Source organism: Lysobacter sp. CA199 (assembly GCF_052078715.1).
Lineage (GTDB): Bacteria > Pseudomonadota > Gammaproteobacteria > Xanthomonadales > Xanthomonadaceae > Lysobacter.
Genome location: NZ_JBQJIL010000003.1, coordinates 461,693 through 482,804, shown reverse-complemented (window position 1 = coordinate 482,804; position 21,112 = coordinate 461,693). Strand labels below are relative to the sequence as shown.

Sequence of the window (21,112 nt, the reverse complement as noted above, 5' to 3'; positions counted from 1 at the left end):
CAATGGCAATCACGAACTCCGACCTGGCGCTGCGAATTGCGGCGCTGGTCGATCGTTGGAACACCCGAGAGAACCAGCTGCGCTTGATGCTGACCCAGCCCACCGGGACTGTCATCGTCACCGACGGGCTGGAGCAGAACCATGTTCTTCCGTCGTTCCCGCAGTTGCAGCTCGATGTGACTCGCTTGGTCGCCGAAGCCGGCGGCGGCGTCGCCGAGGCATACGCCCACGCGAACACCGCGCTTCAGCATCGGAACGCCGCAGGGCAAGCCGCAGATGCAGCCGCTGCATCCGCAAGCGCGGCCGAGCAGACCGCACTGCAAGCTGCTGAGGACGCTGCGGCGGCGATCGTCACCGTCAACGCTGCGCGCGACGCAGCCGCAGGTAGCGCCACCGCGGCGGCCGGCAGTGCAACCTCGGCGGCCGGAAGCGCCCAAGAGGCCGCCAGTAGCGCCGCTACGGCGAACACGCACCGCGCCGCAGCTGCCCTCAGTGCGAACGCGGCGGCAGACAGCCAGTCCGCTGCCGGTGCATCGGCGAGCGCGGCCGATACGCAGGCAGGCATCGCCAGCGCGGCCAAAGACGTCGCCGAGGCCGCACGAGACAAGGCCCGTCTGTGGTCGTCTGCCCCTAACGGCACTCCCGTTGAACCGGGCGAGTACAGCGCTAAGCACTGGGCATCGCAGGCCGCAGCAGCCGTAACCGGCACGCTGGTCTACATGGGCGGCTGGGACGCGTCCTCGGGTGCCTACCCGACCCCCGCGCAGAAGGGCTACTTCTACAAGGTCACGACCGGCGGCACTCACGGCGGCTACGAGTTCAACGTCGGCGATCAGATCGTCCACAACGGTTCGAGCTGGGATGTCATCGACAACACCGAAAGGGTCGCGTCGGTGAACGGTAAGTCCGGCGCCGTCGTGCTAGTCGCCGCAGATATTGGCGGCCTCGGCTCGCTCGCCACGCGCAGCACTGTCAGCTGGCTGACCGATGTGACCAACAAGCCCGACACGATGGCGCCGTCGCAGCACAACCACCCGATCAGCGAGGTGACTGGACTTACGACCGCACTGGACGCAAAGGCTCCACTTGTAAGCCCGACGTTGACAGGGCTTGTGACCGCAGCCGGTGGACGCGTTCTACTGACTGCGCCGGCGGGACAGAACTCGCTGGTACAACTGGCCGATCAGGCCGGCTTGAATAAAGGCGCAGTGTTCTGGAACCGATCAGATGACTCGATCCGGCTGCGGCGGTACAACGCTGCGGGCGACGATGCGGCCCAAGAGTTCGTAGTCGAGCCGAGCGGCTTCCGGTTCAACTCCAACGTCACGAATCAACAGTCGGCCACGAACTACACCGCAATGCTCTGCAAGAACGTCAATGGTGTCGAAGTTCAGCTGGGGGCCAACGCTAACTCCGAAGGCCGCTTGATGGTCACGACCAATCACGACCTCGTGTTCTACACCAACAGCGCCGAACGCATGCGGATCGCCGCCGATGGGCACATCCGCATCATCAAGAACAACGCTGCGATCGCTAACAACTCGTTCGGCAACGGCCACCTGGAACTTCGCACCGACGATCAGTCACTCCCGTCGATCGGCTTCCACCGCTCCGGCGCGGACGCTTCCGTTATCTACTGGAACGGCACTCGATATCGCACGCGCAACAACTCCAACGTTGACCGCCTGATCGCCGAGGAAGGCGTGGATGTGACCTTCCGTGATGTGATCGCCAACCGCGACGGCCTGACCGGTGTCATTTGGTTCGGCCCGCCGTCCGGCGGCCGCTACCTCTACTACACCGGTTCGTACTACGAGATGCCCGGCGCCGGCCTGCGAATCAATGGCGGCCCGACGCTGACAAACGAAGGCGGCGTGTTTCGCATCGAGGGTCAAGCCCGCGCGTACAACCGCTGGCAGACGCTCGCAGCGAACGGTGCAGCATGGATTGACCAGGCGCGCACTTTCGTGTCGTCCGGCGATCCCGGCGGGCAAGCACAAGACGGCGACATCTGGATTCAGTTCTGAATGGCAACGCTTCGCGTAAAAGTCGGTGGTGCCATGCGCACCCCGACTGCTGTTTGGGTGCGCTCAGGTGGTGCGTGGCATAAGCGCGCCATGTACGTCCGCATTGGCGGTACGTGGCACCAGGCTTGGACGCCGGTTGTTCCCATCTCGCTTACAGCCTCGGGAAACAGCTACGGCTCAGCATTCCGCAATGAGCCAGCGCCGGGATCGACGACGGTATCAGCCGGCAACTACACCGTGTCCGGCTCCGGCGGCACTGGCGCTCTCAGCTACACCTGGGCGCGAATCAGCGGTGATGCGATCAACATCTCCAGCACGACCACGCAGACCGTCTCGTGGTCTTCCTCGGTCCCGAAGAACAGCTCCAAATCCGCAACCTATCGATGCACCGTCTCCGATACGGCAGGACAGAGTGCATTCCACGATGTCACCGTCTACCTCGACTATTTCACGGACCTCTGAATGAACGAAGACTTCAAGCTGCTGGCTGCGCTCGGCGCGGCCGGCGGTCTCATCGGCATTGCCAAAATGCTGTCCTCGAACGAAAAACTCAAGCCCCGCCAGATCGTCGGCCGGGCCATCCTCAGCGGCGCTCTCGGCGTCGCCGCGGGCGCGATCGTGTTGCTGTTTCCGGGCATCGGCTTCGTGCCGCAGATCGCCGTCGCCTGCATCCTCGCCAGCCTCGGCGTCTCCGCGCTAGAGCTGCTGTTCAACCGGTTCCTCAATAAGTGAGTAAGGCTGCGTCGAAAGGCGCACTCGAAGACCTCCACAACAAGCTCGCGACCACCCTAGCCTCCGCACTGGAAGACCTCGATCCGACCGAAAAGGGAACGGCGGCGATCCTCAACGTCGCCCGCCAGTTCCTCAAGGACAACAACGTCGAAGCTGCGCCTCGCGAAGGCCAGCCACTCGGCGCTCTCGCCGAGAAGGTTGCCCAGTTCCCCTTCGATCCCGCTGAGGACACGCGGGCGCACTGATGTCTGAGGAACTCGAAGGCGCTATCGCGTTCGCGTTGGATGCGGACGCGTCGCTCCAGGGCGCCCCAGCCGGGCCAGTGACGAGTCTCCACGCTCGTCACCCGTTCGACGTGTTCAAGAACTTCGCTTGGCACATCTGGAAAGAGCTGGAACTGCCAGCGCCGACACCGCTCCAGTACGACATCTGCGACTACCTACAGCACGGGCCACGGCGCCGCATCATCATGGCGTACCGCGGCGTCGGCAAGAGCTGGCTCACCGCCGCCTTCGTCTGCTGGAGACTCTGGAAAGACCCGCAGCGGAAGATCATGGTGGTCTCCGCGAACAAAGAGCGCGCCGATGCGTTCTCCATATTCGTCAAGCGCTTGATCGAGACGATTCCTGAGCTGGCGCACCTCAAAGCACGGCCCGGCCAGCGTGACTCGAACCTAGCGTTCGACGTAGGCCCCGCGACGCCCGATCAGTCCCCGTCTGTGAAGTCGGTCGGCATCACCGGCCAGCTCACCGGTTCGCGTGCCGATGACATCGTTGCCGACGACATCGAAATCCCGAAGAACTCCGGCACCGTCGTGCAGCGCGAGAAGCTGTCCGAACTCATCAAAGAGTTCGACGCAGTGCTTAAGCCCGGCGGGGTGGTGACTTACCTCGGCACTCCGCAGACGGAAGAGTCGCTCTACTACAAGCTCCCTGAGCGCGGCTACGCGATTCGCATTTGGCCCGCCCGCTACCCCCGCGACGCCAAGCAGCGCCAAACCTACGGCGATCATTTGGCACCGATCGTGGCCGCGGTTTACGACGCCGATCCTTCCGTCGCCTGGACCAACGTAGAACGCATCCGGTTCACCGACGAAGACCTGGCAGAACGCGAGGGGTCATACGGGCGCACGGGCTTCATGCTCCAGTTCATGCTTGACGCTTCGATGGCCGACAGCGAGCGCTACCCGCTCAAGCTCTCCGACCTGATCGTCATGGATGTGGACCGCGAGGTCGCCCCAGTGCGCACCGTGTGGGCTCGCGTGCTGGGCAACGTCATCAACGAGCTGCAATCCGTGGGTTTCACCGGCGACCGCTGGTATTCCCCGATGTACGTCTCGCCCGAGCTGGAGCCTTACACCGGCTCCCTGATGACGATCGACCCGTCCGGCCGCGGCGACGACGAAACCGGTTACTCGGTGACCAAGATGCTGCGCGGCATGATCTACCTGCGGCGTAACGGCGGCCTCAAAGGCGGCTACGACGACACCGTGCTGGAGTCCATCGCGCACATCGCGCGGGCCGAGAAGGTGCAGCTGATCCTGATCGAGTCGAACTTCGGCGACGGCATGTTCGCCAAGCTGCTCGCGCCGGTGCTCCAGCGCATCTACCCCTGCACCGTCGAAGAGGTCCGCCACAACACGCAGAAAGAGCGGCGGATCGTGGACACGCTGGAGCCGGTGATGAATCAGCACCGCCTGGTCGTGGACCGCTCGGTCGTCGAGAACGACACGAAGACCGAGAAGCTGTACCACCAGTTGTTCTACCAGCTGACCCGCATGACGCGGGAGCGCGGCGCCGTCAAGCACGACGACCGCATCGAGACGCTCGCGATGGCCGTGACCTATTGGTCCGACCAGCTGTCGCGCGACGTGACGCAGGAAGAGCAGCGTCGCGAGGAAGAACTGCAAGAGAAGGACTACCTGGAGTTCATCCAATCGTTCACTCAGGGCGTCGCGAACGACCCCAACTACTACGACAATTTCTGAGGTCTACATGGACAACACCACCGCAGCGGTGATCTTCGTGATCGCCGCCATCGTCATCCTGTATGTCGGCAGCAAGCTGCGCCGTCGCAAGCCCTTCAACGGCCCTCCTTCCAGCCCGGAGCCGGAATGATGGGCAGCATCAAACGCTCCAAGGCGCCCATCAAGTTCCTCACGATCCACTGCGCGGCGACGCCGGAAGGTCGCGCCAATACCGCCGCCGAGGTAACCCAGTGGGACATCGACCGTTTCGGTCAACCGTCCTATCACTGGGTCGTCGATCTATTCGGCCGCGCCATCCGCACGCTGGATGACGACCAGATCGGCGCCCACGTCGGCGGCAAGAACACCGGCAACATCGGCATCTGCTACGTCGGTGGCCTGACGAAGGACTTGAAGGCGCCGAAGGACACCCGCACGCCGGCCCAAAAGACCGCCCTGCGTGACCTGGTGATCGCCTACAAGCGCAAGTACCCCGGCCTGGTCATCCGCGGTCACCGAGAGTGGCCCGGCGTCCGCAAGGATTGCCCGTCTTTCGACGTGTCCGCATGGCTCAGGGCGGAAGGGCTGTGAGGCGCAAGCAGGCGGCCTTCCAGGGCCTGCTGTTCGCAGTGGAGACCACCGCAGCGCTCTTGGCTGCGCTCGCCCTGTGGCGCGTCCTGTGAGCCGTATTGCGCCTCTGTGCATCGACTGTGCGCACTTCGACAGCACGCGCTACGAGTGCCGCCGCAAGGCCACCATCGAGATCAGTCCCGTCGATGGTGAGCCGCGCATACGTGGCGTTTTAATGCCGACCAGCGAGCGCTCGTCCGCGAACTTCGGTTTCTCCTGCGGTCCCCGCGGCGGGTACTTCAAGCCGCGCGAGGAAGGAACCACGAAGTGACCACCATCGCGTTCGACGGCCGGTACATGGCCGTGGACTCGCAGCTGACCCAAGGCGACACCAAGTACACGACCCGCAAAGCCTTCGAGTTCGAGACGCCTGAGGGCGTTCGGACCGTGGTGATGGGCTGTGGCACCTGGGCGGACGTGCAGGACGCAGTGAGGGCTCTCGAAGGGGGCCTTCTGCTTCCCAAGGGCGACTATTCGCTGCTCTTGTGGGCCGACGGAGACGGCGTGAGCGAGTTCTGCGGGCCGTCCAAGGCGTCGCGTGTGGACCTGGAGCACTACGCCAACGGAAGCGGCGCGCAGGCAGCCCTGGGAGCGCTCAAGATGGGCGCTTCCGCGGCTCGGGCTGTGGAAGTTGCGTCGGAAATCGACGTCTCGACGGGCGGGCCAGTCATCGTGTTCGACACAAAGGTGCGGAAGTTCATCAAGGCCCGGATACGACGACGCTCAGGGGGTTCCTGAGCGTCGTTTTCGGTGCATGGAAGAAGCGATGACCACCCGAGAGGGTATTGACAGCCGTAGTATCATATATAGAAACCTTAGGTGTACTTAAAGGTCTATCTTAGGTTCCTACTTTAGGTCTTATATTTAGGTTCTACCGTATGTGGATCACTTAGGTAACACCTGAGGTACTCCACCGGTTCTCCTGAGGTTCTCTTGTGCTGACCCGCATCGTCGCTCTCGCCTCCACCCTGCTGATCCTGACCGCCTGCACTCAACAGACGCCCACGACCGCGGCGATCCCGGGCAAGACGACCGTCCTCGATCTGCCTGAGGACACCCGGCCGCCGCTGTCGATCACCGAGCAGGTCGCGATCGCTGAGAAGAACAACGAAGGCGGTTCCGCTGCTCGATATAACGCCGAGCGAAAGAAGCGCGAGAAGGCCAAAGCTGAGGCGCACTGAGAGGCGCTGCGTGCGCCACCGAGGCTCGCCCGCTACTCGCATAAGTCCGCGGCGAGTATGCCCGCTGTACGCGCTCCTGCTGCGATCCTGAGGTGTCTTCGAGTGTCCTGACGGACCTCGAATATTTCACCCCAAATTTCCGTGGGGGTATTTGACCAAGAAAGGTCAGCGCGTGTCCCCCTCCCACCCCTCGCGCCTCACGCACAGCCCGCCCAAATCGCCCCGCGCGCGCCTGCGGTTCCTTTCCGCGTCACCTGCGGCGTCACCTGATGTGCTAAGTCGTTGTCGTAGCAGGCCCTATCGCTGGATTGCTTATCCAGTGGTGCCCTACGTGCGGTCTGCACGCCCGCACCATGCGCACCGCAAGCGCACCGATGCATGCCTGCATGCGTTCGTGTGCATGCACGTCTGTCTGTCCCTATCTGTAGTTTTGGCCTGGGCACACATACCCACGGTCCACCTGCGAACACCTGCCGTCCACCTGCCGCGCACAGCCCGCGCACCTGCCGGCCTCGCCCTGGCCGCCTACCTGAGGCACACCGAATGCCATTCTCAACATTTCCCATATTTGGGACTTGACGCAAACTCGGTATCGTGGCAATCTATGTCCACGGTCAGACACCGACCCACCCGAACCTCCCAGCGAGGCGCTAGGGGAAGCGATACGAACCAATCGACTCCGGCCCGTGCATAGCGCTACCGGAGCGGCGCCCAAAGGGCCAGCGACTACGCCAAACGGCAATCGTTGGGGAACCGAAGGGAGCCTAGTGGGATGAACTCCCGGCGATACGTGGGCGCTCCTGGGTTGCCGTAGCTACATCGTCCCACACTTGCAACACGTAGCAAATGCAACGCCAATGATTGACCGCCTGCTAACGAGACGGCGGAACCTGCGTAACAGGGTGGACGGTCCCATGACCGCCACAAGGCACTGTGAAGGTGCCAAGCGCGTCGGAAAGGACCGTGACGAACGGCCCGACCGATGAAACAACCGGCATGGCTAGACGCCCCGCACCAGTCTCGGACACAGCATCGAGATAACTGACGATCACACGGGGAGAGTCTAGCCAGTGAAGCGGCTCTGAGGGTTACCCGACCTCCCCCAACTCTCGGGGCCGCTTCACTGGCTTGATTCCTTTCACGCTGTAACAACCACGACAAGCGAGGCCCACATGGAAGCTCGACCTCTCATCAAACACGACATCACCAGAAGAAGAAGATCACCCAAGCTTTGCCTATTGCATCCCAAATTCGGGATCAATGCAGCATTGGGACAAATCCTCGACTTGGCCGGCTGGCGCCTTGTGGCACTGGTCGGCTTTGGCGCCGCCGTTTCATTCGCCTACTGCTACGGGAGCTGACGAAGTGCAGACCATCGCCCTGACCCCAACGTGGCGCGACGTGCTCCCGATCCTGCTCACGGTGCTCATAGAGGGCACCGCAGAGGGCAAGCGAGAGGCGCGCGTAGAACTCGAACGCATGGCGAAAGCCGCTGACCTGTGGAACGCATCCAACGCAAAGGACGGTGAGTGATGGCAAGCATCTACGTTGCCTGCCTCGCGAGCTACAACGCGGGCATCCTCCACGGCGATTGGATCGACCTCGAAATTCTGGACGCCGAAGAGGCGCGGGAAGAGATCGCCCGAATCCTGCGCGAGTCGCCCCGTCCAAACGTCAAAGTGCGGTGTCCCGACTGCGATGGTGAAGGCGCACATCCGTATTCCGATGCCGCGCGGTGCGAGACCTGCAAGGGCACGGGCAGGGTTTCCAGCGCCGAAGAGTGGGCCGCCCACGATTACGACGGTTTCCCGTCGAGCTTCGGCGAGCATCCCGACCTGGACGAACTCGTTGCCTACGCCGAAGCGGTCGAAGAGCACGGCGATGCGTTCGTGGCGTATTTCGACAACGAATCGCATGACGACGTGGCGAGCGCCGTCGAAGGATTCAGCGACGCCTACGGCGGCGAGTTCCGCAATGCCGAAGAGTGGGCCGAGAGCTTCCTAGAGGACACCGGAGCGTTTGAAGGCGTGTCCGACACGCTCCGCAACTACTTCGACTTTGAGGCGTATGCCCGCGATGCGCGCCTCGGGGGCGACATGACGTTCGTCGAAACCGGCCACGGCGGCGTGTACGCCTTCTGCAACCACTAAGGACACGCACATGGACACCCTGGAACGTCACGGATTGATCTTCAAGATCGAACATCACCCTGACCACGACGCCGATGCCCCGTGGGAAACCTGCGACTTGCTGGGAGCCGTCACCAGTTGGGAATGCCGCAACCACTATCGGGGCGGGAAGCGCCCCGGCGAACGCATCCTCAACAAGTCGGAGCGTTGCAACCGCGACGGCTACTATCGGTTCTATGACTTTGCCGGCGCGGTCGCCAAGGCGCGCGCGGAGGGTCTCTCGGGGCCTCAAGCGGCCGAAAGCGCAGAGCGGGAGTTCCAATGGCTCCGCGCATGGTGCGACGACCAGTGGTCGTACATCGGCGTCGAAGTGACGCTGCTGGACGCCGAAGGCAACCCGACTGAATACACCGACGCACTGTGGGGTGTCGAGAATGACGGCGACTACGCCACGACGGTTGCCTCTGACCTAGCGGACACCATTGGTGCCCTGGTCAACTGGGATGACGTGATTGAGATGCCGGCGCGCAGCGTCGTGCTGCGCGCTCCGAAGGTGGCCGCATGACCATGCGAATTCTCGGCTACTCCTACGAAGCCACCATCGTGTGCCCCGCCTGTGCTCTCGCGGACGCCGAAGAGGGCCGAATCATCCCTGACGGACGCATCCGATTCGAGCACGACGAACACGGGCTGCTCGACAACCTGGAGGACCACCACGGCAACCCCCTGCGGCCTGTCTTCTCGACTGACGAAGGGGCGCATGACGAGTTTTGCGGCTCCTGCCTGGAACGGCTGGAGTGGTGCCTGTGAGCTACCGCATCGAAGACGTCGTGCATGAGAACGGCCGCTCCTGGGTGCTGCGAAAAGGTCCAGGTTGGTTCGAGGTCTATACCACCGGGATCACGCACAGCACGCGATGCGGAACCTTCCACTTCTCGGCTCGCCCGGGGTACGCCCTGGAGCGCGCCATCGAACACGCCGCGAAACTCGCGACCCACAACTGAGGCCCACCAATGAACACCATCAACAAACTTGCGGTTGCGCTTCGCGAACTCCACGACGCGACCTATCACATGTGCGACACCTCACCGCGCACCGGCACCCGGTTTCCCGACGCCAGCGCCGCTGCGCGCGAAGCGCTCGCGGAGTACCAAAGGGATGTTAGCGGTCGTATCGCCAAATGCGCGGAACAGGTTGAAACTCTCAGGCCCGACGAATTGCACATCGAGCCGTTGCAGTCCACCCAAGGTGCCGACATGGCTCTCTGCACGTCCGAGGGGGTGATCGCGATCATCCAGCACGACCCCGACATTCAAACTGTTGACGATCCGGACTTCGAGTCTGTCGTCTGGACCGCCCAAGATCACGCCAACGCGCAACGGCTTGTTGACGGCTGGAATGCGGTTGCGGCGGTGCGCGCCTACGACGACGCCATAAACGCGGCAGAGCGAGTCCCAACCGCCGACGATTACAACGAAATCCTGAGCATCCTTGGAGTCGCATGAGCTGACCCACGGCATCACTCGGGGTCGTCAATCTGCTCCAGCCGCAGAAACCCCTCTTCGTCCTCACCCAGGCTGCGCAATCGGTTACGCCGGCCGCACTCCGGGCACATGAAGTGCAGCCCAAAGCTATCGAGATTAGGCTCGGCCCTGTCGGGCGTCAGTTCAGCGCGGCAGCGGATGCAGACCCACATGGCGCGATGGTAGCGCTCTCAAGGTTTCAGCGGAAGCTGGGGAAGTCGGCGCGCAGGCGCGCTTCGGCTTCAACCGCAAGAGGATGAGGATCGACCGCCGGCAGGTCACGGATCAGTGACCACGGCGTGTCTACCAGCAGGTGCTCAGCTTTGAACTCGGGCAACTCGAAACGACGACGCAACGCCTGCACTGCCAGAAGTTCCGCAGGGAAGACTCGGTCGAAGGTATAGTCGAATTCATATGTCGTCTTGTTCGTGGATTCACGGCTGCGACTGACATGAAACTCCGCAGCAGCCTGCATCGCCTGCTGAAAGGTCGATGCGTCTTTTGTTCGCCATACGTCAAGTAGCCCCTGGTACTCCGGGATCAACGAATCCGTAGGCTTATAGTCTGTCTGGATGCCGAACGCTTCCGATAGTAGATAGATCAAGAACGCATCGTTGGTGCCTCGCCTCCAACCATCGGAATAAAATTTCAGCGGTTTGATCCGCAAGTCCTTCTCGGCGACATCGATCAGCACCCTCGCGCAGATTTCGGATTGCTCCCAGCGGGACAATATTGCTGGGCCAACCGCTTTCATGCTTGCAGAAAAGGCGAGTACAGGCTGTGTCTCGTGCGGGAGCGACAGACCCGCCCCTTTGCGAAAATCGAGCGCACGAAAGGTCACTGCGCGCTCGAATGCCTCGGCGAATACTGCTGAGTCTTTTATCGCCGCTGGCGTACAGCACCGAATGGCATAGGTGTGCGCGATCAGGTAAACAGTATTTATCGATGTACGCAGCGGCCCCGGCTGATCGAGTTCCTGCCGAAGGATCGCAAGCCTGGGCTCCAAGGTATCCCGACTGACCATGTTGGTCTGCCACCACAGCTCGGCATCCTTAAAAGACTTTTTTAAGGAGGGGTGCCAGCCATCCACGGCGCTGGGCTGCGCTTTTTTCGTCGCCATTAGATACTCATCCTCGGGCCGCCGCGTCCGGGATCATCCGGCCCGCGCTGCATCTCTTCTTGCTGAGCCAAAGCTTGCTGCTGGTTGATCTGTTCTACCTTCGCCAAATTCTGTTCAACGGGCTCTTGTGCTGCCTGCGTAGCATTGACGCGTACATCAAAGTGCGGACCGCGATCGCCGTGTGGAGAGTACAGCGCATACGCCATCTGTTCCCCAGTAGTCTGCGATGTAAACGTTCCTGCGCGGTCAATCCTTTGAATTAACGGATCGGCTGCACATTCCCGAAGTAGAGCCGCAGCAACATTTGCGCTTTGCTGCTCATTAAAATTGCCGCTACCCGCGACTCCCTTGTGAAGCGTTTGAAAATCAACACTGTTCCGCACCGCATCAATCCCAGGCGATAGCTCTGCTTTCCGATCTTCGGGCTTCACCCAAGGGTCGGATTCTTTGCTGTCGATACGAAGCTTATGTGAGCCAGGCTCATTACTCACATTGATGCGTACCCAGGTCGCCTCCCCCTTAAACGTGTTAGTCGCGGGATCAATGACTTCGTCTCGAATAGCTTCAGCGATTTTCTTCAGCTCTGGAATCGTTCGGTGTTCGGCCCACTGCCCGATACCGTTGATAGCTTTCTCAAGTCTCTTAGCGATGAATTCCTCGGGGTCTCCACCGTGCTGAACGACGGCCTTGCCTTGAGCAGAGGTTTTGACCTCAAAGAACTCAAGCTTTTGACTATCCGGGTTACGCCCAACCACGTCGATTCCATGTCCCGATTTGTTCTTAATCGAGACAATGTCGGTGTAACCCTTTTCGACCATGTCGTAGGTCTGAATGGCTTCGCCGATGTCACCGAGTTGCTTCTTGCTGATCTTGGTGAGATCCACACCATTGAGGCTGTGCCCTAATGCTTCTTTAAATTTGACCGGTCCCTCGAAGATCGTCTTGTCGAGCTTGGCGACCTCACCCAGTTCCTTCGGTGTCAGTTGGCCGCTGCGCAACAAGCCTTCAACGTTGTCCGTCATGTGCGCGGCTTTCACAATCGCTTCAAGGTCGCCGTTGTCGCGAGCACCCCGCGTCAGGCCCCTCGCGAAATCCTCAGCGCCGGCAGCTGCGCTACCGCCCCGGCCTATGCCCCGGCTCATGTTGCCTAGCGCATCGCCGATGTCTTTAAGTGCTTCCGCCGACTCGGCAGCACGAGCCGTGTCACCTGCGACTTCCCGCGCACTCCGCCCCAGTTCTCCGGCCTTGCCCAGCACGTGCATGTCCGGGCCACCGACACGCGCCACCTCACCCAGTCTGGTCAGTTCAACAGCATGCTCGGCGGGCACCAGCACGTCGATTGCCTTGGCGGCCTTACCGAACTTGCCCAGCGCGCCGGCCGGTACGAAGTTGGCAACGATTTCTACGCCCACCGCTCCGGCCGTGCCACCTAAGTATTCGGATTCGGTGCCCCTGGCCTGCGCCTCCCGGAATCCTTTGTCCCACTTCTCCATCGCGTCGCTGGCGGCTGCCTGGGCGTCAGTCAGCGGCTTCTTAGGGTCATCCATGACCTCGGCGGCGTACATCCGCGCCATACCGACGATCATGTCGCGGTAGTTCGGGTCTTTGGACAGCCGGTCGGCCATCTGTGCCAGATCAACAAAATCTCCGACCGTGCGGGCGGCATGGCTCAAGGCACCTCGCGCCGCCCCTATCTGATACTGATGGAAGCCAAGCATGACGGACGCTGCTCCGGCCGCCGCGCGGTCGCTGCTGCTGGAGTCCGGATCGGAAGCAATACCGCGTAGGCGTTGCTGGCCGGCACCTCGCAGGTTTTCCAGGGCTTCGTCCGCTTCCTTGAACCGCTTGGCCGCTTCGTCACGGATCGCTACGGCGGCTTCGGCCAACCGTTCTCCTTGGCGCTCCAGATAGCTGTCGGTGATGTTCGCCGCGTCGAGCGCACCAGCGAACCGCCGTTTTTCCGCCGGGGTCTCCAACCGCTGATCGATCGCGCTCAAGAAGCTGTCGCGGTTGTAGCGGTCCAGGCCTCCGGAGCGCTGTAGCTCATTGACCAGAGCCGAAGCATCGACCCCGCCGACCCGCTGGTTTCTCAGGACCAGACGTTCAGCCTCGAAGGCCATTTGGTCAATACGACCCTGCTCATCTTCTGCGGCCAGCAGTGCGGCGATGTCGCGGGTGTCCACCCGCTGAGGTGAAGTTGCCATCGGAATGTCCTTATTCAGGTACGAGGGAAGCTTCTCCAGCTTATCAGCCGAGCATTGGCCCGGTCGCCACGCGTCCCACCCCTGCTTTGTGTCGTAGAGCACAGTCCGTCGCATGGGTCGCGACACGACACAGCAGCGTCTCAATTTCGGTGCCATTCGGCCCGTCTCAACGAGCGAGAGACATGACTCCTATCCTCAGCGATCACTACGGCGCGCCACTCTTGGTTGCCGTCGATGACCACCTCTACTTCTGGAAAGTTTGCCTATGAAATCACTGCTGCTGACCTTCGCCATCTGCGTTGGACAGCTCATCTTTCTATCGTTCTTGGTCGGGGGCGTACTGCTCCTGGTTGCTGGTTGGCTACTACTGCTCAGGTGACGGAATACAGTCGGTTGGTTGGCGCCTGACGCGATATCGATCGCGGTACGCCAGCTACGTAGATCGTTCTATGAACGATGAAAGATAAGTGTGGCCGGCAGGATCGCCGAGCCTGTATCTCGCCAATGAAAAATCTAGCCCGCCATGCAACATGGCCCGAATCAGGAACGTAGGAATTGGCAGTGTTTCGTATTCCATTTCTCAGAATTAGCCTTCACTTTTGCCGCCCTACACCCTGGCAGCGCGGCTTCTGGCGAGACCAAATTAGTCACAGACAAGTTGTCTTTGGTCTCGGTATTGCAATTGTCTCAATTGAGGGACATATTTCATAAGTTGGCTGAATCCAAGGTGGGTTCGGCTGCCCCACATTTACGGATTCCGCTGCCATGACCCAGCTCACTTCCGATGAACTGCTGCGAGTGCTGAACATCGCTTTAGAGACGTTTCGGGAAGAAGTAGATGGCGACATCATCGCCCACAAGATTCTTACCCTCGTTGCTACAGCGCGTAACCCCGGCCTCCAGCAGATCGATGTCGCCCAACATGTAAAGGGCCTCACGACATCGAGCATCTCGCGCAACGTGATGGACTGGAGCGAGTTGGATAAGAACCGAAAACCCGGGAAAGACTTCATACAGCAGCGGCCCGATCCGGAATACCGCCGTCGAAATCTGCTTTACATAACTCCAAAGGGCGCGCAGTTCATAGAGCGCCTCACCACCAACGTCAATAAGGCCCTGGAACCGAAGGGCCGATAAGCCCCGAAGGAATCCACTATGCCTCTACGCCTCAAGGGCGAGCGCCCTGCTGTGGGCGAAGCTGACCGTCGCGTCTATATGATCGACGTGCAATCAGGACACCGCCGCGAGCGCCTCTCATCCGGCACCCGAGATAAGGCTCTGGCACTTCGTCGAGAACAAACAGTTCTCGACGCGATCCAAGCCGATCCGTCGGTCACCAAAGATGAACTAAAGGCGCTGATCCGCGGTAGCGCATATACAACCCTTTCGGCGCTCCGACGCGCAAATGAAACCGCCTGGAACTTCAAACAGGCCTGCGACCTGACCCTCGCCGATCGAAAGGGTCATGGAAAATCGAAAGGTTGGGCACTGGCGGCCTCCCGCGATACCTACGCTACCAATTGCCGAATGCTCCAGAAGAAGCTTGGCCATACCAAGCCGGTCGCCTCGATCGATCAAGAAACTGTAGACGACCTGGTTGAGACCCTCGCGGGTGACGAGAACAGTCCCGCAACCATCAATCGCAAGCTCTTTTGCCTCCTGTCAGTCCTCCGGTTCGCCAAGCGCGCAGGTCAGTACCACCGAGATATTCCGCACTATCGGCAGACATCGGAAGCAGACAGCGCGCGCGCGTTTACGCTCACGGCAACTGAGGAAACCGAATTGTTCAGCGAGTTCCTTAAGCTGGACGAACGCCCCGAAGGTCCGGCTGGCGGGCACCCAATCGTGCGCGATGCGGTGGACTACCACGATGTCCTGGTCTTTCTGGCGGACATCGGCTGTCGCCATGCCCAGGCATACAAAGTGACCTGGCGCGACGTAGTTGAGATTGAGGCGGGCGTTGCCGGAGCGCCCAACATGGTCGGCATTCGTTTCTGGCGTGCCGGTGAGCAGAAAGGCGGCAAGACGCGGACTACTCCGGCCACAGACCGGGTACGCCGCATGCTGGAGCGCAGGCGTGCGCTCGGGGGACGTGGCCCATTTATGGGATTGAACAAACGGCGCGCTCAGGCGTTGTGGAGTCTGGCGAAGGAGAAAACCTCCCTCGCAGCCGAGCCCGAGTGTGTCATCCACTGCCTACGTCACACCTGCGCAACCCGCCTGCTCAACAAGACCGGGAACCTCAAGTTGGTCCAGGAGTGGCTCGGCCATACCAAGATCGAGACTACCGGCAACATCTACGCGAAGGCATTGATCTCGACCAAGGTCGAAGCCCTCAGCGCGCTCCAGGGGTACACGCCCGGAACGTCACCGATTGCAGAAACGCAATCAATCCAAGACCACAACCCATCCCATATTCGGGACATTTCGAAAACAACTCATTGATTCCGTAAAGGTTTTCAATGATTTGCGTGGTGCGAAAGGCGGGACTCGAACCCGCACGGGGGTTACCCGCTGGAACCTAAATCCAGTGCGTCTACCAATTCCGCCACTTTCGCATGGGCCGGCATTCAAGGATGCGGCCGGGGCATTCTAGCCGCGCGCCGGCAAAAAATCGCCGGGCGCGGCGCCCGAAAGAGGACGGCAGCGCGTCGAAGTCCGCGCCTCGTCCACCCACGAGCGGCCACCCACGAGCGGCCACACGCGGCCAGCCGCAAGCACCGTTCGCGAACAGCAATCGTGCACGCGTGCGCCGAGGCTATGCTGCAACCCCATCTTTGCAGCGAGAGTCCCGTGCGCGAGCTGTTCCCCGAGATCGAGCCTTACCGCAGCCACCGCCTGCGCGTGGATGCGACCCATGAGCTGCATGTCGAAGAATGCGGCAATCCCGACGGTCTGCCGATCGTGTTCCTGCACGGCGGTCCCGGCGCGGGCGTGTCGCCCTATCACCGCCGCTTCTTCGACCCCAAGCGCTACCGCATCGTGCTGTTCGATCAGCGCGGCGCGGGACGCTCCACCCCGCCGGCCGAGTTGCGCGACAACACCACGCAGCATCTGGTCGCCGACATCGAAACCATCCGCGAGCACTTCGGCATCGAGCGTTGGGTCGTGTTCGGCGGTTCGTGGGGCTCGACCCTGGCGCTGGCCTACGCGCAGGCGCATCCCGAACGCGCGCTGGGGCTGGTGCTGCGCGGCATTTTCCTCGGCCGTCCGGGCGAGCTGCGCTGGTTCAACGAACTCGACGGCGGCGCGCGCTGGATTTTCCCCGAGCGCTGGGCGCACTACCTCGCGCACATTCCCGAGGAAGAACACGACAACCTCACCGAGGCCTATTGGCGCCGTCTCGATAGCGACGATCCGGCGGTGCGTCTGGCCGCGGCGCGCGCCTGGGGTCACTGGGAGGGCGGCAGCACCACGCTGATCCACGATCCCGACGAAGCGGGCGCGTTCGAAGATCCGCAGGTCGCCATCAACCTCGCCCGCGCCGAAGCGCACTACTTCCGTCACGACGTGTTCCTGGAGCCTGATCAGCTGCTGCGCGATATCGAGCGCATCCGCCATATCCCCACGACCATCGTGCATGGCCGCTACGACATCATCTGCCCGGTCAAGAGCGCGGTCGATCTGGCCGCGGCGTGGCCGCAGGCGGAGTTGAAGATCGTGCTGGCCGGACACAGCGCGGCGGATCCGGCGATCGTCGATGCGCTGGTGACCGCGACCGAAGCGCTGGCCGAGCGTTTCGCCCCGGCGTGAATCGCCCGGGTTCGGCGCAAAAAGAAAAGGCCCGGCATCTGCACCGGGCTTTTTTCTTCGAAGCGCAGTCGGACACACCGCGATCAGCGGGCGGCTAAGTGATGATCGCCACGGTCCGCCCGCTCATACGATTACAGCCTGCAAGGCCCGCCAGCCACCGGGCATGCCTTGACGAACACCCATTTGTGGTTGCTGCAGGTGTAGTAGTTCCGCCACCCGCCCTGCACGATGGTCGTCGTCGCGCCATTGGGATTGCAGTACTGGCCGCCTATCTGCGCGCTTGCGGTGCCGCACACGCCGACCATCAGCCCCGCCGCGAAGACCGCGGCCGCCACGGTTTTCATCATTGTCCGCTTCATGAATCTCTCCCTATCCATAGCATGATGTCGCTGGGTTGGTTTTCAGGCATTCGCGGAGACATGCAACGTGAAACTCGCGACCGCGCATGGCAACACGGACAGCCAGCGATTCTGTCCGCCGTGGGGTATCGGTGCCTTGATGGACGCGCAACCGCGAATGGGAGGCCGAAGCGTCCAGGCCGGAGGCTCGGTAAATATGGATACCGGACTTTTCGCCCTCTGTCCGACCTTCGAGTGCATAGGTCATGCCGGAAACGTGATATCCGGCGGTTTTTCGCCGTCTACGGAGCTGCCACGGCCGTAACCGCTCGCAGTCGGTTGAATACGGTCTGGCCGAGCGCTTCGACTGAAGCGGCGCCCACGCAGATGTGATGAGAGCAGGCGCGACGAGATCGGCCATCCGGCCATCCGGTTGCGACCGGGTTACGGCGATCGCGTCCGTGTCTTGGCCCGCTCGCGCAACGCGAGCACTGGGTTCGCGTCAGACCTTGCAAACGCGCTCTTGCAGTCGTCCGTCGATGCGTCCGACCACCTTGAAATGCCAGCGGTCTTTCTTGAACGCCAGCAGATAGTCCTCGTCGCCGGACAAATGGCTCAGCGCGAACTCGCGTGCGGGTTGCTCGTGATCGTCGCCTGGCAGATCGGCCTCCAGCACGTAGATCTCCTGCCGGCCCGGCAGCACCAGGGTCGGCAGGTAATCGGCGAAACCATCGTCGCGGATGATCTGCTGAGTCATTTCGACGAACTGGCCGAGCATGCGGGCGGCACTCCGCGAAAGGAATCGAAAGTTTAACCGCCCTGCGCGCGACAGCCACGCAACGGCGCGCTTAGCGCCTTGCTCCCACCCCCGGAATTATCATGTAACATTTATTGTTATATGAAGCCGACCGCCGGGCACGACGACGCCCATCGGCACGACGGCCGACGCGCAACCGCGAGTTCCCCATGACCGAACGCACCGAGCCTTTCTCCGACCCTCAGGCCATCGCCCACTACGCCGAAGGCCCGCCCCGGCTCGTGCCCGGCTTCGCCGATCTGCAGCGCATGACCGCCCTGCTGCTGGCCGAGCGCGCGCCGGCCGACGCCCGCGTGCTCGTGCTCGGCGCGGGCGGCGGCTTGGAGTTGAAAGCCTTCGCCCAGGCCTATCCACAATGGAGTTTCGACGGCGTCGACCCCTCGCTGGAGATGCTGAAGCTGGCCGAGCGCACCCTGGGCCCGCTGGCCGCTCGCGCGCGTTTGCATGCCGGCTACATCGACGACGCGCCCGAAGGCCCGTTCGATGCCGCGGCCTGCCTGCTGACCCTGCACTTCGTCGCGCCCGAACAACGGCTGCGCACGCTGAGCGAAGTCCGCCGCCGGCTCAAACCCGGCGCGGCGTTCGTGGTCGCCCATTTCAGCATCCCGCAGGACGATGGCGAACGCGCATTGTGGCTGTCGCGCTACGCCGCCTTCGCCGTCGCGTCCGGCGTGGACGCCGACAAAGCCGAAAACGCGCGCGTGGCGATCGATGCGCGACTGAGCATCCTCACGCCGGCGCAGGACGAAGCGCTGCTGCGCGAGGCCGGATTCTCCGATGTCGCCCTGTTCTATGCGGGATTCGCCTTCCGCGGCTGGGTGGCGCATGTCTGACTTCTCGGCGACAGTCGCCGAGTTCTGGCACGCCGCGTTTGCCGGCCGGCAGACGTTCGCGGGCGACGATGGGTTCACCATCGCCATCGCACCTGAGCTCAGCGAAGACCGTCGCGTCATGATCCTGGAACTCAGCGAAGGCCCGGCCATGGCGACGCTGACACCGGCCCTGGCCGACCGTCTGGATCTGCACCGCCGCCCGCCGTCGTCTGTGGCGGCGTTTCGCTGCGCGCTGCGGAACGCCGATGTGATGCTGCACGGCGCCGACTATCTGTTCTATCTCCCGCAAACCGCACGGCCGGGCCTGCTGGAACAAAGTCCCGGCGACGACGTGCGCCGGCTGACCCTGGACGACGCCGCGCTGTTCTCCGAGTTCGAATCGGACGCATCGGAACAGGATCTCGACGATGCCTACGTGGCTTTGGATCACTGGCGCGTGTTCGGCGCCTTCGAACGCGGCCGCCTGGTCGGCGCCGCCAGCATGTATCCCTGGCAATCGGCCCGCATCGCCGATCTGGGCGTGCTGACGCTGCCGCCGTTCCGAGGACGGGGCCATGCCCGCAAGCTGGTGCGGGCGATGTGCCGTCACGCCTGCGAACTGCAGTACGAACCGCAGTACCGATGCCAGCTCGACAATCCATCGTCGGTAGCGCTGGCCAAGGCCGCGGGCTTGGCGCTGTTCGGAACCTGGCAGACGGTCTCTCCCGACAGCCCGGCTTGAGCGGCTCGAAGTCCGCTCAATCCTCGCCGGCGAGCGAGGCCGGCAACTGCATGCCGGGCATCCAGCCGCTCTGCGCCAGGAAAGCCTTGTGATCGTCGAATTCGATCAGGTTCTTCACCACCGCCCTGCGATCGCCGGCGCGAAGGTAATACGCCTTCGCGATCCGGTAACCGACCCAGTAACCCAGGTCGTAGGGGTCGTCGGAACCTTTGCGGTAGTTGAAAACCAGTTCGACAGGTCGGTGCCGTCCATCTCGCGCACGAACGCGGCCTCGATCCGCGCCTCCTTGCCGCGCGTCCACTCGGCATGCCGCGTGTTGCCGACATTGCCGGAGGTCAGTTCGGCGACGAGTTCGGCGACGCCTTCGGCCATCGCCAGCCGCAGCACGGTGGCGTTCGGATCGTCCTTCTCGAAATCGGTCGACGCGGTCTGCTGGATGTGGGCGTACTCGTGAGCGATCACGTGGACGAAACGGTCTTCCAGATTCGGATTCATGAAATCCGCCGAGCACAGCGCTTCCAGGCCGATGGTGACGCCGGCCGGGTTGGTGATTCCCACCGGCCGACCGCGGCCGACCACGATGGCCACCGGCGGAAACCGGGCCTGGGGATACAGGGACGAGAGTTTCCGGAACGTGGCGACGAGCCTGCGCCTGACCGCGGGCAGCGCGGCCAGACATTGCTTGGCCTTTTCGTACATCGCCGGGTCGCCGGCCAATTGATCGGCGATGCGTTGCGCGGTGACCCGCCTGAGTTTGGCGAACTCGCTCAGGCTCCGGGTGCCCTTGTCGAGGTAATCGTTCTCGATCTGCTCCACGCTCGGATGGCCGCCGGTGGCGTCGTAGAGCGCATAGAAGCGGGCGACATCGTCGATGCGGATGTCCGGCCCCCGTTCCGTTTCCGCTTGCGCGAGGACCGGCGCGGCAAGCGCGGCGAGAAAAATCATCGAACGCAGAAGTTTCGACATGGCGTCAGTCCTGGAATGGCGCCCGCGCACTGCGCGGCGGGCTGAGTCCGCATGAGTCGGCGCTCACATCACAGCACACGCCCGACCGGGTCGAGAACGTGGCATTAGTCACCCTGCCCTTCGCGTGAGTCCTCGCGCGACCGACTCTCCAGTTCGGATCCCGATCGGCGTC

Annotated in this window: 25 protein-coding genes and 1 tRNA gene; 20 read left to right on the top strand and 6 right to left on the bottom strand. The window is 62.4% G+C overall.

Annotation, left to right across the window (positions count from 1 at the left end):
* The first annotated feature begins 2 nt into the window (after positions 1-2).
* From ACTOWJ_RS06835 to ACTOWJ_RS06765, 15 genes are all read left to right on the top strand, one after another.
* Complete coding sequence (locus tag ACTOWJ_RS06835; protein WP_441333842.1) at positions 3-2,027, top strand: hypothetical protein; 2,025 nt, start codon at positions 3-5, stop codon at positions 2,025-2,027.
* Positions 2,028-2,489 (top strand): hypothetical protein, encoded by a 462-nt coding sequence (locus ACTOWJ_RS06830; protein ID WP_441333841.1) that lies wholly within the window; start codon positions 2,028-2,030, stop codon positions 2,487-2,489.
* The gene (locus ACTOWJ_RS06825; RefSeq protein WP_051547564.1) at positions 2,490-2,759 is read left to right on the top strand and encodes a hypothetical protein; all 270 of its coding nucleotides are present in this window, start codon (positions 2,490-2,492) and stop codon (positions 2,757-2,759) included.
* A complete protein-coding gene (locus ACTOWJ_RS06820) occupies positions 2,756-3,004 on the top strand; it encodes a hypothetical protein (RefSeq protein ID WP_441333840.1) in 249 nt (82 codons plus the stop codon). Before ACTOWJ_RS06825 ends, ACTOWJ_RS06820 begins: the two co-directional genes overlap by 4 nt.
* On the top strand, positions 3,004-4,746 hold the full coding sequence (gene terL, locus ACTOWJ_RS06815) for a phage terminase large subunit (protein ID WP_441333839.1): 1,743 nt from the start codon (positions 3,004-3,006) through the stop codon (positions 4,744-4,746). The genes ACTOWJ_RS06820 and terL overlap by 1 nt, the downstream gene beginning before the upstream one ends.
* Before the next feature lie 7 nt (positions 4,747-4,753).
* On the top strand, positions 4,754-4,876 hold the full coding sequence (locus tag ACTOWJ_RS06810; protein WP_441333838.1) for a hypothetical protein: 123 nt from the start codon (positions 4,754-4,756) through the stop codon (positions 4,874-4,876).
* Positions 4,873-5,316 (top strand): N-acetylmuramoyl-L-alanine amidase, encoded by a 444-nt coding sequence (locus ACTOWJ_RS06805; RefSeq protein WP_441333837.1) that lies wholly within the window; start codon positions 4,873-4,875, stop codon positions 5,314-5,316. Before ACTOWJ_RS06810 ends, ACTOWJ_RS06805 begins: the two co-directional genes overlap by 4 nt.
* Positions 5,317-5,622: 306 nt before the next feature.
* Positions 5,623-6,093 carry a hypothetical protein gene (locus ACTOWJ_RS06800; RefSeq protein ID WP_441333836.1) on the top strand — a complete coding sequence of 157 codons (471 nt, stop codon included), beginning with the start codon at positions 5,623-5,625 and terminating at the stop codon, positions 6,091-6,093.
* 197 nt (positions 6,094-6,290) lie between these two features.
* Positions 6,291-6,536 (top strand): hypothetical protein, encoded by a 246-nt coding sequence (locus ACTOWJ_RS06795; protein ID WP_441333835.1) that lies wholly within the window; start codon positions 6,291-6,293, stop codon positions 6,534-6,536.
* A gap of 1,365 nt (positions 6,537-7,901) precedes the next feature.
* A complete protein-coding gene (locus ACTOWJ_RS06790; RefSeq protein ID WP_441333834.1) occupies positions 7,902-8,069 on the top strand; it encodes a hypothetical protein in 168 nt (55 codons plus the stop codon).
* Positions 8,069-8,686 carry an antirestriction protein ArdA gene (locus tag ACTOWJ_RS06785; protein ID WP_441333833.1) on the top strand — a complete coding sequence of 206 codons (618 nt, stop codon included), beginning with the start codon at positions 8,069-8,071 and terminating at the stop codon, positions 8,684-8,686. The genes ACTOWJ_RS06790 and ACTOWJ_RS06785 overlap by 1 nt, the downstream gene beginning before the upstream one ends.
* A 10-nt stretch (positions 8,687-8,696) precedes the next feature.
* Complete coding sequence (locus tag ACTOWJ_RS06780; RefSeq protein ID WP_441333832.1) at positions 8,697-9,230, top strand: hypothetical protein; 534 nt, start codon at positions 8,697-8,699, stop codon at positions 9,228-9,230.
* The gene (locus ACTOWJ_RS06775) at positions 9,227-9,475 is read left to right on the top strand and encodes a hypothetical protein (RefSeq protein WP_441333831.1); all 249 of its coding nucleotides are present in this window, start codon (positions 9,227-9,229) and stop codon (positions 9,473-9,475) included. The genes ACTOWJ_RS06780 and ACTOWJ_RS06775 overlap by 4 nt, the downstream gene beginning before the upstream one ends.
* Positions 9,472-9,669 (top strand): hypothetical protein, encoded by a 198-nt coding sequence (locus tag ACTOWJ_RS06770; RefSeq protein ID WP_441333830.1) that lies wholly within the window; start codon positions 9,472-9,474, stop codon positions 9,667-9,669. The genes ACTOWJ_RS06775 and ACTOWJ_RS06770 overlap by 4 nt, the downstream gene beginning before the upstream one ends.
* 9 nt (positions 9,670-9,678) lie before the next feature.
* Positions 9,679-10,170 carry a hypothetical protein gene (locus ACTOWJ_RS06765; RefSeq protein ID WP_441333829.1) on the top strand — a complete coding sequence of 164 codons (492 nt, stop codon included), beginning with the start codon at positions 9,679-9,681 and terminating at the stop codon, positions 10,168-10,170.
* Between the two features lie 217 nt (positions 10,171-10,387).
* On the opposite strand, the gene ACTOWJ_RS06760 is transcribed toward ACTOWJ_RS06765, so the two are convergent.
* Both ACTOWJ_RS06760 and ACTOWJ_RS06755 read right to left on the bottom strand, forming a co-directional pair.
* Positions 10,388-11,308, bottom strand: coding sequence for a hypothetical protein (locus ACTOWJ_RS06760; RefSeq protein ID WP_441333828.1), 921 nt, complete (start codon positions 11,306-11,308; stop codon positions 10,388-10,390).
* Positions 11,308-13,512: an XVIPCD domain-containing protein gene (locus ACTOWJ_RS06755; protein ID WP_441333827.1), complete on the bottom strand. Its 2,205-nt coding sequence runs from the start codon at positions 13,510-13,512 to the stop codon at positions 11,308-11,310. The genes ACTOWJ_RS06760 and ACTOWJ_RS06755 overlap by 1 nt, the downstream gene beginning before the upstream one ends.
* Before the next feature lie 765 nt (positions 13,513-14,277).
* On the opposite strand from ACTOWJ_RS06755, the gene ACTOWJ_RS06750 reads away from it, so the two are divergent.
* Together ACTOWJ_RS06750 and ACTOWJ_RS06745 are read left to right on the top strand one after the other, a co-directional pair.
* Complete coding sequence (locus ACTOWJ_RS06750) at positions 14,278-14,649, top strand: hypothetical protein (RefSeq protein ID WP_441333826.1); 372 nt, start codon at positions 14,278-14,280, stop codon at positions 14,647-14,649.
* An 18-nt stretch (positions 14,650-14,667) separates the two neighbouring features.
* Positions 14,668-15,957 (top strand): tyrosine-type recombinase/integrase, encoded by a 1,290-nt coding sequence (locus tag ACTOWJ_RS06745; RefSeq protein WP_441333825.1) that lies wholly within the window; start codon positions 14,668-14,670, stop codon positions 15,955-15,957.
* Between the two features lie 27 nt (positions 15,958-15,984).
* Here ACTOWJ_RS06745 and ACTOWJ_RS06740 read toward each other — a convergent pair.
* Positions 15,985-16,070, bottom strand: a tRNA-Leu gene (locus tag ACTOWJ_RS06740).
* Between the two features lie 235 nt (positions 16,071-16,305).
* Between ACTOWJ_RS06740 and pip the strand changes: the two genes are divergently transcribed.
* Positions 16,306-17,265: a prolyl aminopeptidase gene (pip, locus tag ACTOWJ_RS06735; RefSeq protein ID WP_441333824.1), complete on the top strand. Its 960-nt coding sequence runs from the start codon at positions 16,306-16,308 to the stop codon at positions 17,263-17,265.
* Between the two features lie 131 nt (positions 17,266-17,396).
* On the opposite strand, the gene ACTOWJ_RS06730 is transcribed toward pip, so the two are convergent.
* Together ACTOWJ_RS06730 and ACTOWJ_RS06725 are read right to left on the bottom strand one after the other, a co-directional pair.
* Positions 17,397-17,624 carry a hypothetical protein gene (locus ACTOWJ_RS06730; RefSeq protein WP_441333823.1) on the bottom strand — a complete coding sequence of 76 codons (228 nt, stop codon included), beginning with the start codon at positions 17,622-17,624 and terminating at the stop codon, positions 17,397-17,399.
* Between the two features lie 481 nt (positions 17,625-18,105).
* Positions 18,106-18,381 carry a hypothetical protein gene (locus ACTOWJ_RS06725; protein ID WP_441333822.1) on the bottom strand — a complete coding sequence of 92 codons (276 nt, stop codon included), beginning with the start codon at positions 18,379-18,381 and terminating at the stop codon, positions 18,106-18,108.
* A gap of 188 nt (positions 18,382-18,569) precedes the next feature.
* Between ACTOWJ_RS06725 and ACTOWJ_RS06720 the strand changes: the two genes are divergently transcribed.
* Positions 18,570-19,253 (top strand): class I SAM-dependent methyltransferase, encoded by a 684-nt coding sequence (locus ACTOWJ_RS06720; RefSeq protein WP_441333821.1) that lies wholly within the window; start codon positions 18,570-18,572, stop codon positions 19,251-19,253.
* The gene (locus ACTOWJ_RS06715; protein ID WP_441333820.1) at positions 19,246-19,974 is read left to right on the top strand and encodes a GNAT family N-acetyltransferase; all 729 of its coding nucleotides are present in this window, start codon (positions 19,246-19,248) and stop codon (positions 19,972-19,974) included. Before ACTOWJ_RS06720 ends, ACTOWJ_RS06715 begins: the two co-directional genes overlap by 8 nt.
* 114 nt (positions 19,975-20,088) lie before the next feature.
* On the opposite strand, the gene ACTOWJ_RS06710 is transcribed toward ACTOWJ_RS06715, so the two are convergent.
* Positions 20,089-20,940 (bottom strand): DUF2268 domain-containing putative Zn-dependent protease, encoded by an 852-nt coding sequence (locus ACTOWJ_RS06710; RefSeq protein ID WP_441333819.1) that lies wholly within the window; start codon positions 20,938-20,940, stop codon positions 20,089-20,091.
* Positions 20,941-21,112 lie beyond the last annotated feature (172 nt).

What these genes read in the sequence shown, in the direction of transcription:
- ACTOWJ_RS06835 (WP_441333842.1), top strand. Translation starts at nt 3, where the DNA reads ATGGCAATCACGAACTCCGACCTGGCGCTGCGAATTGCGGCGCTGGTC.
- ACTOWJ_RS06830 (WP_441333841.1), top strand. Translation starts at nt 2,028, where the DNA reads ATGGCAACGCTTCGCGTAAAAGTCGGTGGTGCCATGCGCACCCCGACT.
- ACTOWJ_RS06825 (WP_051547564.1), top strand. Translation starts at nt 2,490, where the DNA reads ATGAACGAAGACTTCAAGCTGCTGGCTGCGCTCGGCGCGGCCGGCGGT.
- terL (WP_441333839.1), top strand. Translation starts at nt 3,004, where the DNA reads ATGTCTGAGGAACTCGAAGGCGCTATCGCGTTCGCGTTGGATGCGGAC.
- ACTOWJ_RS06810 (WP_441333838.1), top strand. Translation starts at nt 4,754, where the DNA reads ATGGACAACACCACCGCAGCGGTGATCTTCGTGATCGCCGCCATCGTC.
- ACTOWJ_RS06805 (WP_441333837.1), top strand. Translation starts at nt 4,873, where the DNA reads ATGATGGGCAGCATCAAACGCTCCAAGGCGCCCATCAAGTTCCTCACG.
- ACTOWJ_RS06785 (WP_441333833.1), top strand. Translation starts at nt 8,069, where the DNA reads ATGGCAAGCATCTACGTTGCCTGCCTCGCGAGCTACAACGCGGGCATC.
- ACTOWJ_RS06780 (WP_441333832.1), top strand. Translation starts at nt 8,697, where the DNA reads ATGGACACCCTGGAACGTCACGGATTGATCTTCAAGATCGAACATCAC.
- ACTOWJ_RS06775 (WP_441333831.1), top strand. Translation starts at nt 9,227, where the DNA reads ATGACCATGCGAATTCTCGGCTACTCCTACGAAGCCACCATCGTGTGC.
- ACTOWJ_RS06765 (WP_441333829.1), top strand. Translation starts at nt 9,679, where the DNA reads ATGAACACCATCAACAAACTTGCGGTTGCGCTTCGCGAACTCCACGAC.
- ACTOWJ_RS06760 (WP_441333828.1), bottom strand. Translation starts at nt 11,308, where the DNA reads ATGGCGACGAAAAAAGCGCAGCCCAGCGCCGTGGATGGCTGGCACCCC.
- ACTOWJ_RS06755 (WP_441333827.1), bottom strand. Translation starts at nt 13,512, where the DNA reads ATGGCAACTTCACCTCAGCGGGTGGACACCCGCGACATCGCCGCACTG.
- ACTOWJ_RS06750 (WP_441333826.1), top strand. Translation starts at nt 14,278, where the DNA reads ATGACCCAGCTCACTTCCGATGAACTGCTGCGAGTGCTGAACATCGCT.
- ACTOWJ_RS06745 (WP_441333825.1), top strand. Translation starts at nt 14,668, where the DNA reads ATGCCTCTACGCCTCAAGGGCGAGCGCCCTGCTGTGGGCGAAGCTGAC.
- ACTOWJ_RS06730 (WP_441333823.1), bottom strand. Translation starts at nt 17,624, where the DNA reads ATGAAGCGGACAATGATGAAAACCGTGGCGGCCGCGGTCTTCGCGGCG.
- ACTOWJ_RS06725 (WP_441333822.1), bottom strand. Translation starts at nt 18,381, where the DNA reads ATGCTCGGCCAGTTCGTCGAAATGACTCAGCAGATCATCCGCGACGAT.
- ACTOWJ_RS06720 (WP_441333821.1), top strand. Translation starts at nt 18,570, where the DNA reads ATGACCGAACGCACCGAGCCTTTCTCCGACCCTCAGGCCATCGCCCAC.
- ACTOWJ_RS06715 (WP_441333820.1), top strand. Translation starts at nt 19,246, where the DNA reads ATGTCTGACTTCTCGGCGACAGTCGCCGAGTTCTGGCACGCCGCGTTT.
- ACTOWJ_RS06710 (WP_441333819.1), bottom strand. Translation starts at nt 20,940, where the DNA reads ATGTCGAAACTTCTGCGTTCGATGATTTTTCTCGCCGCGCTTGCCGCG.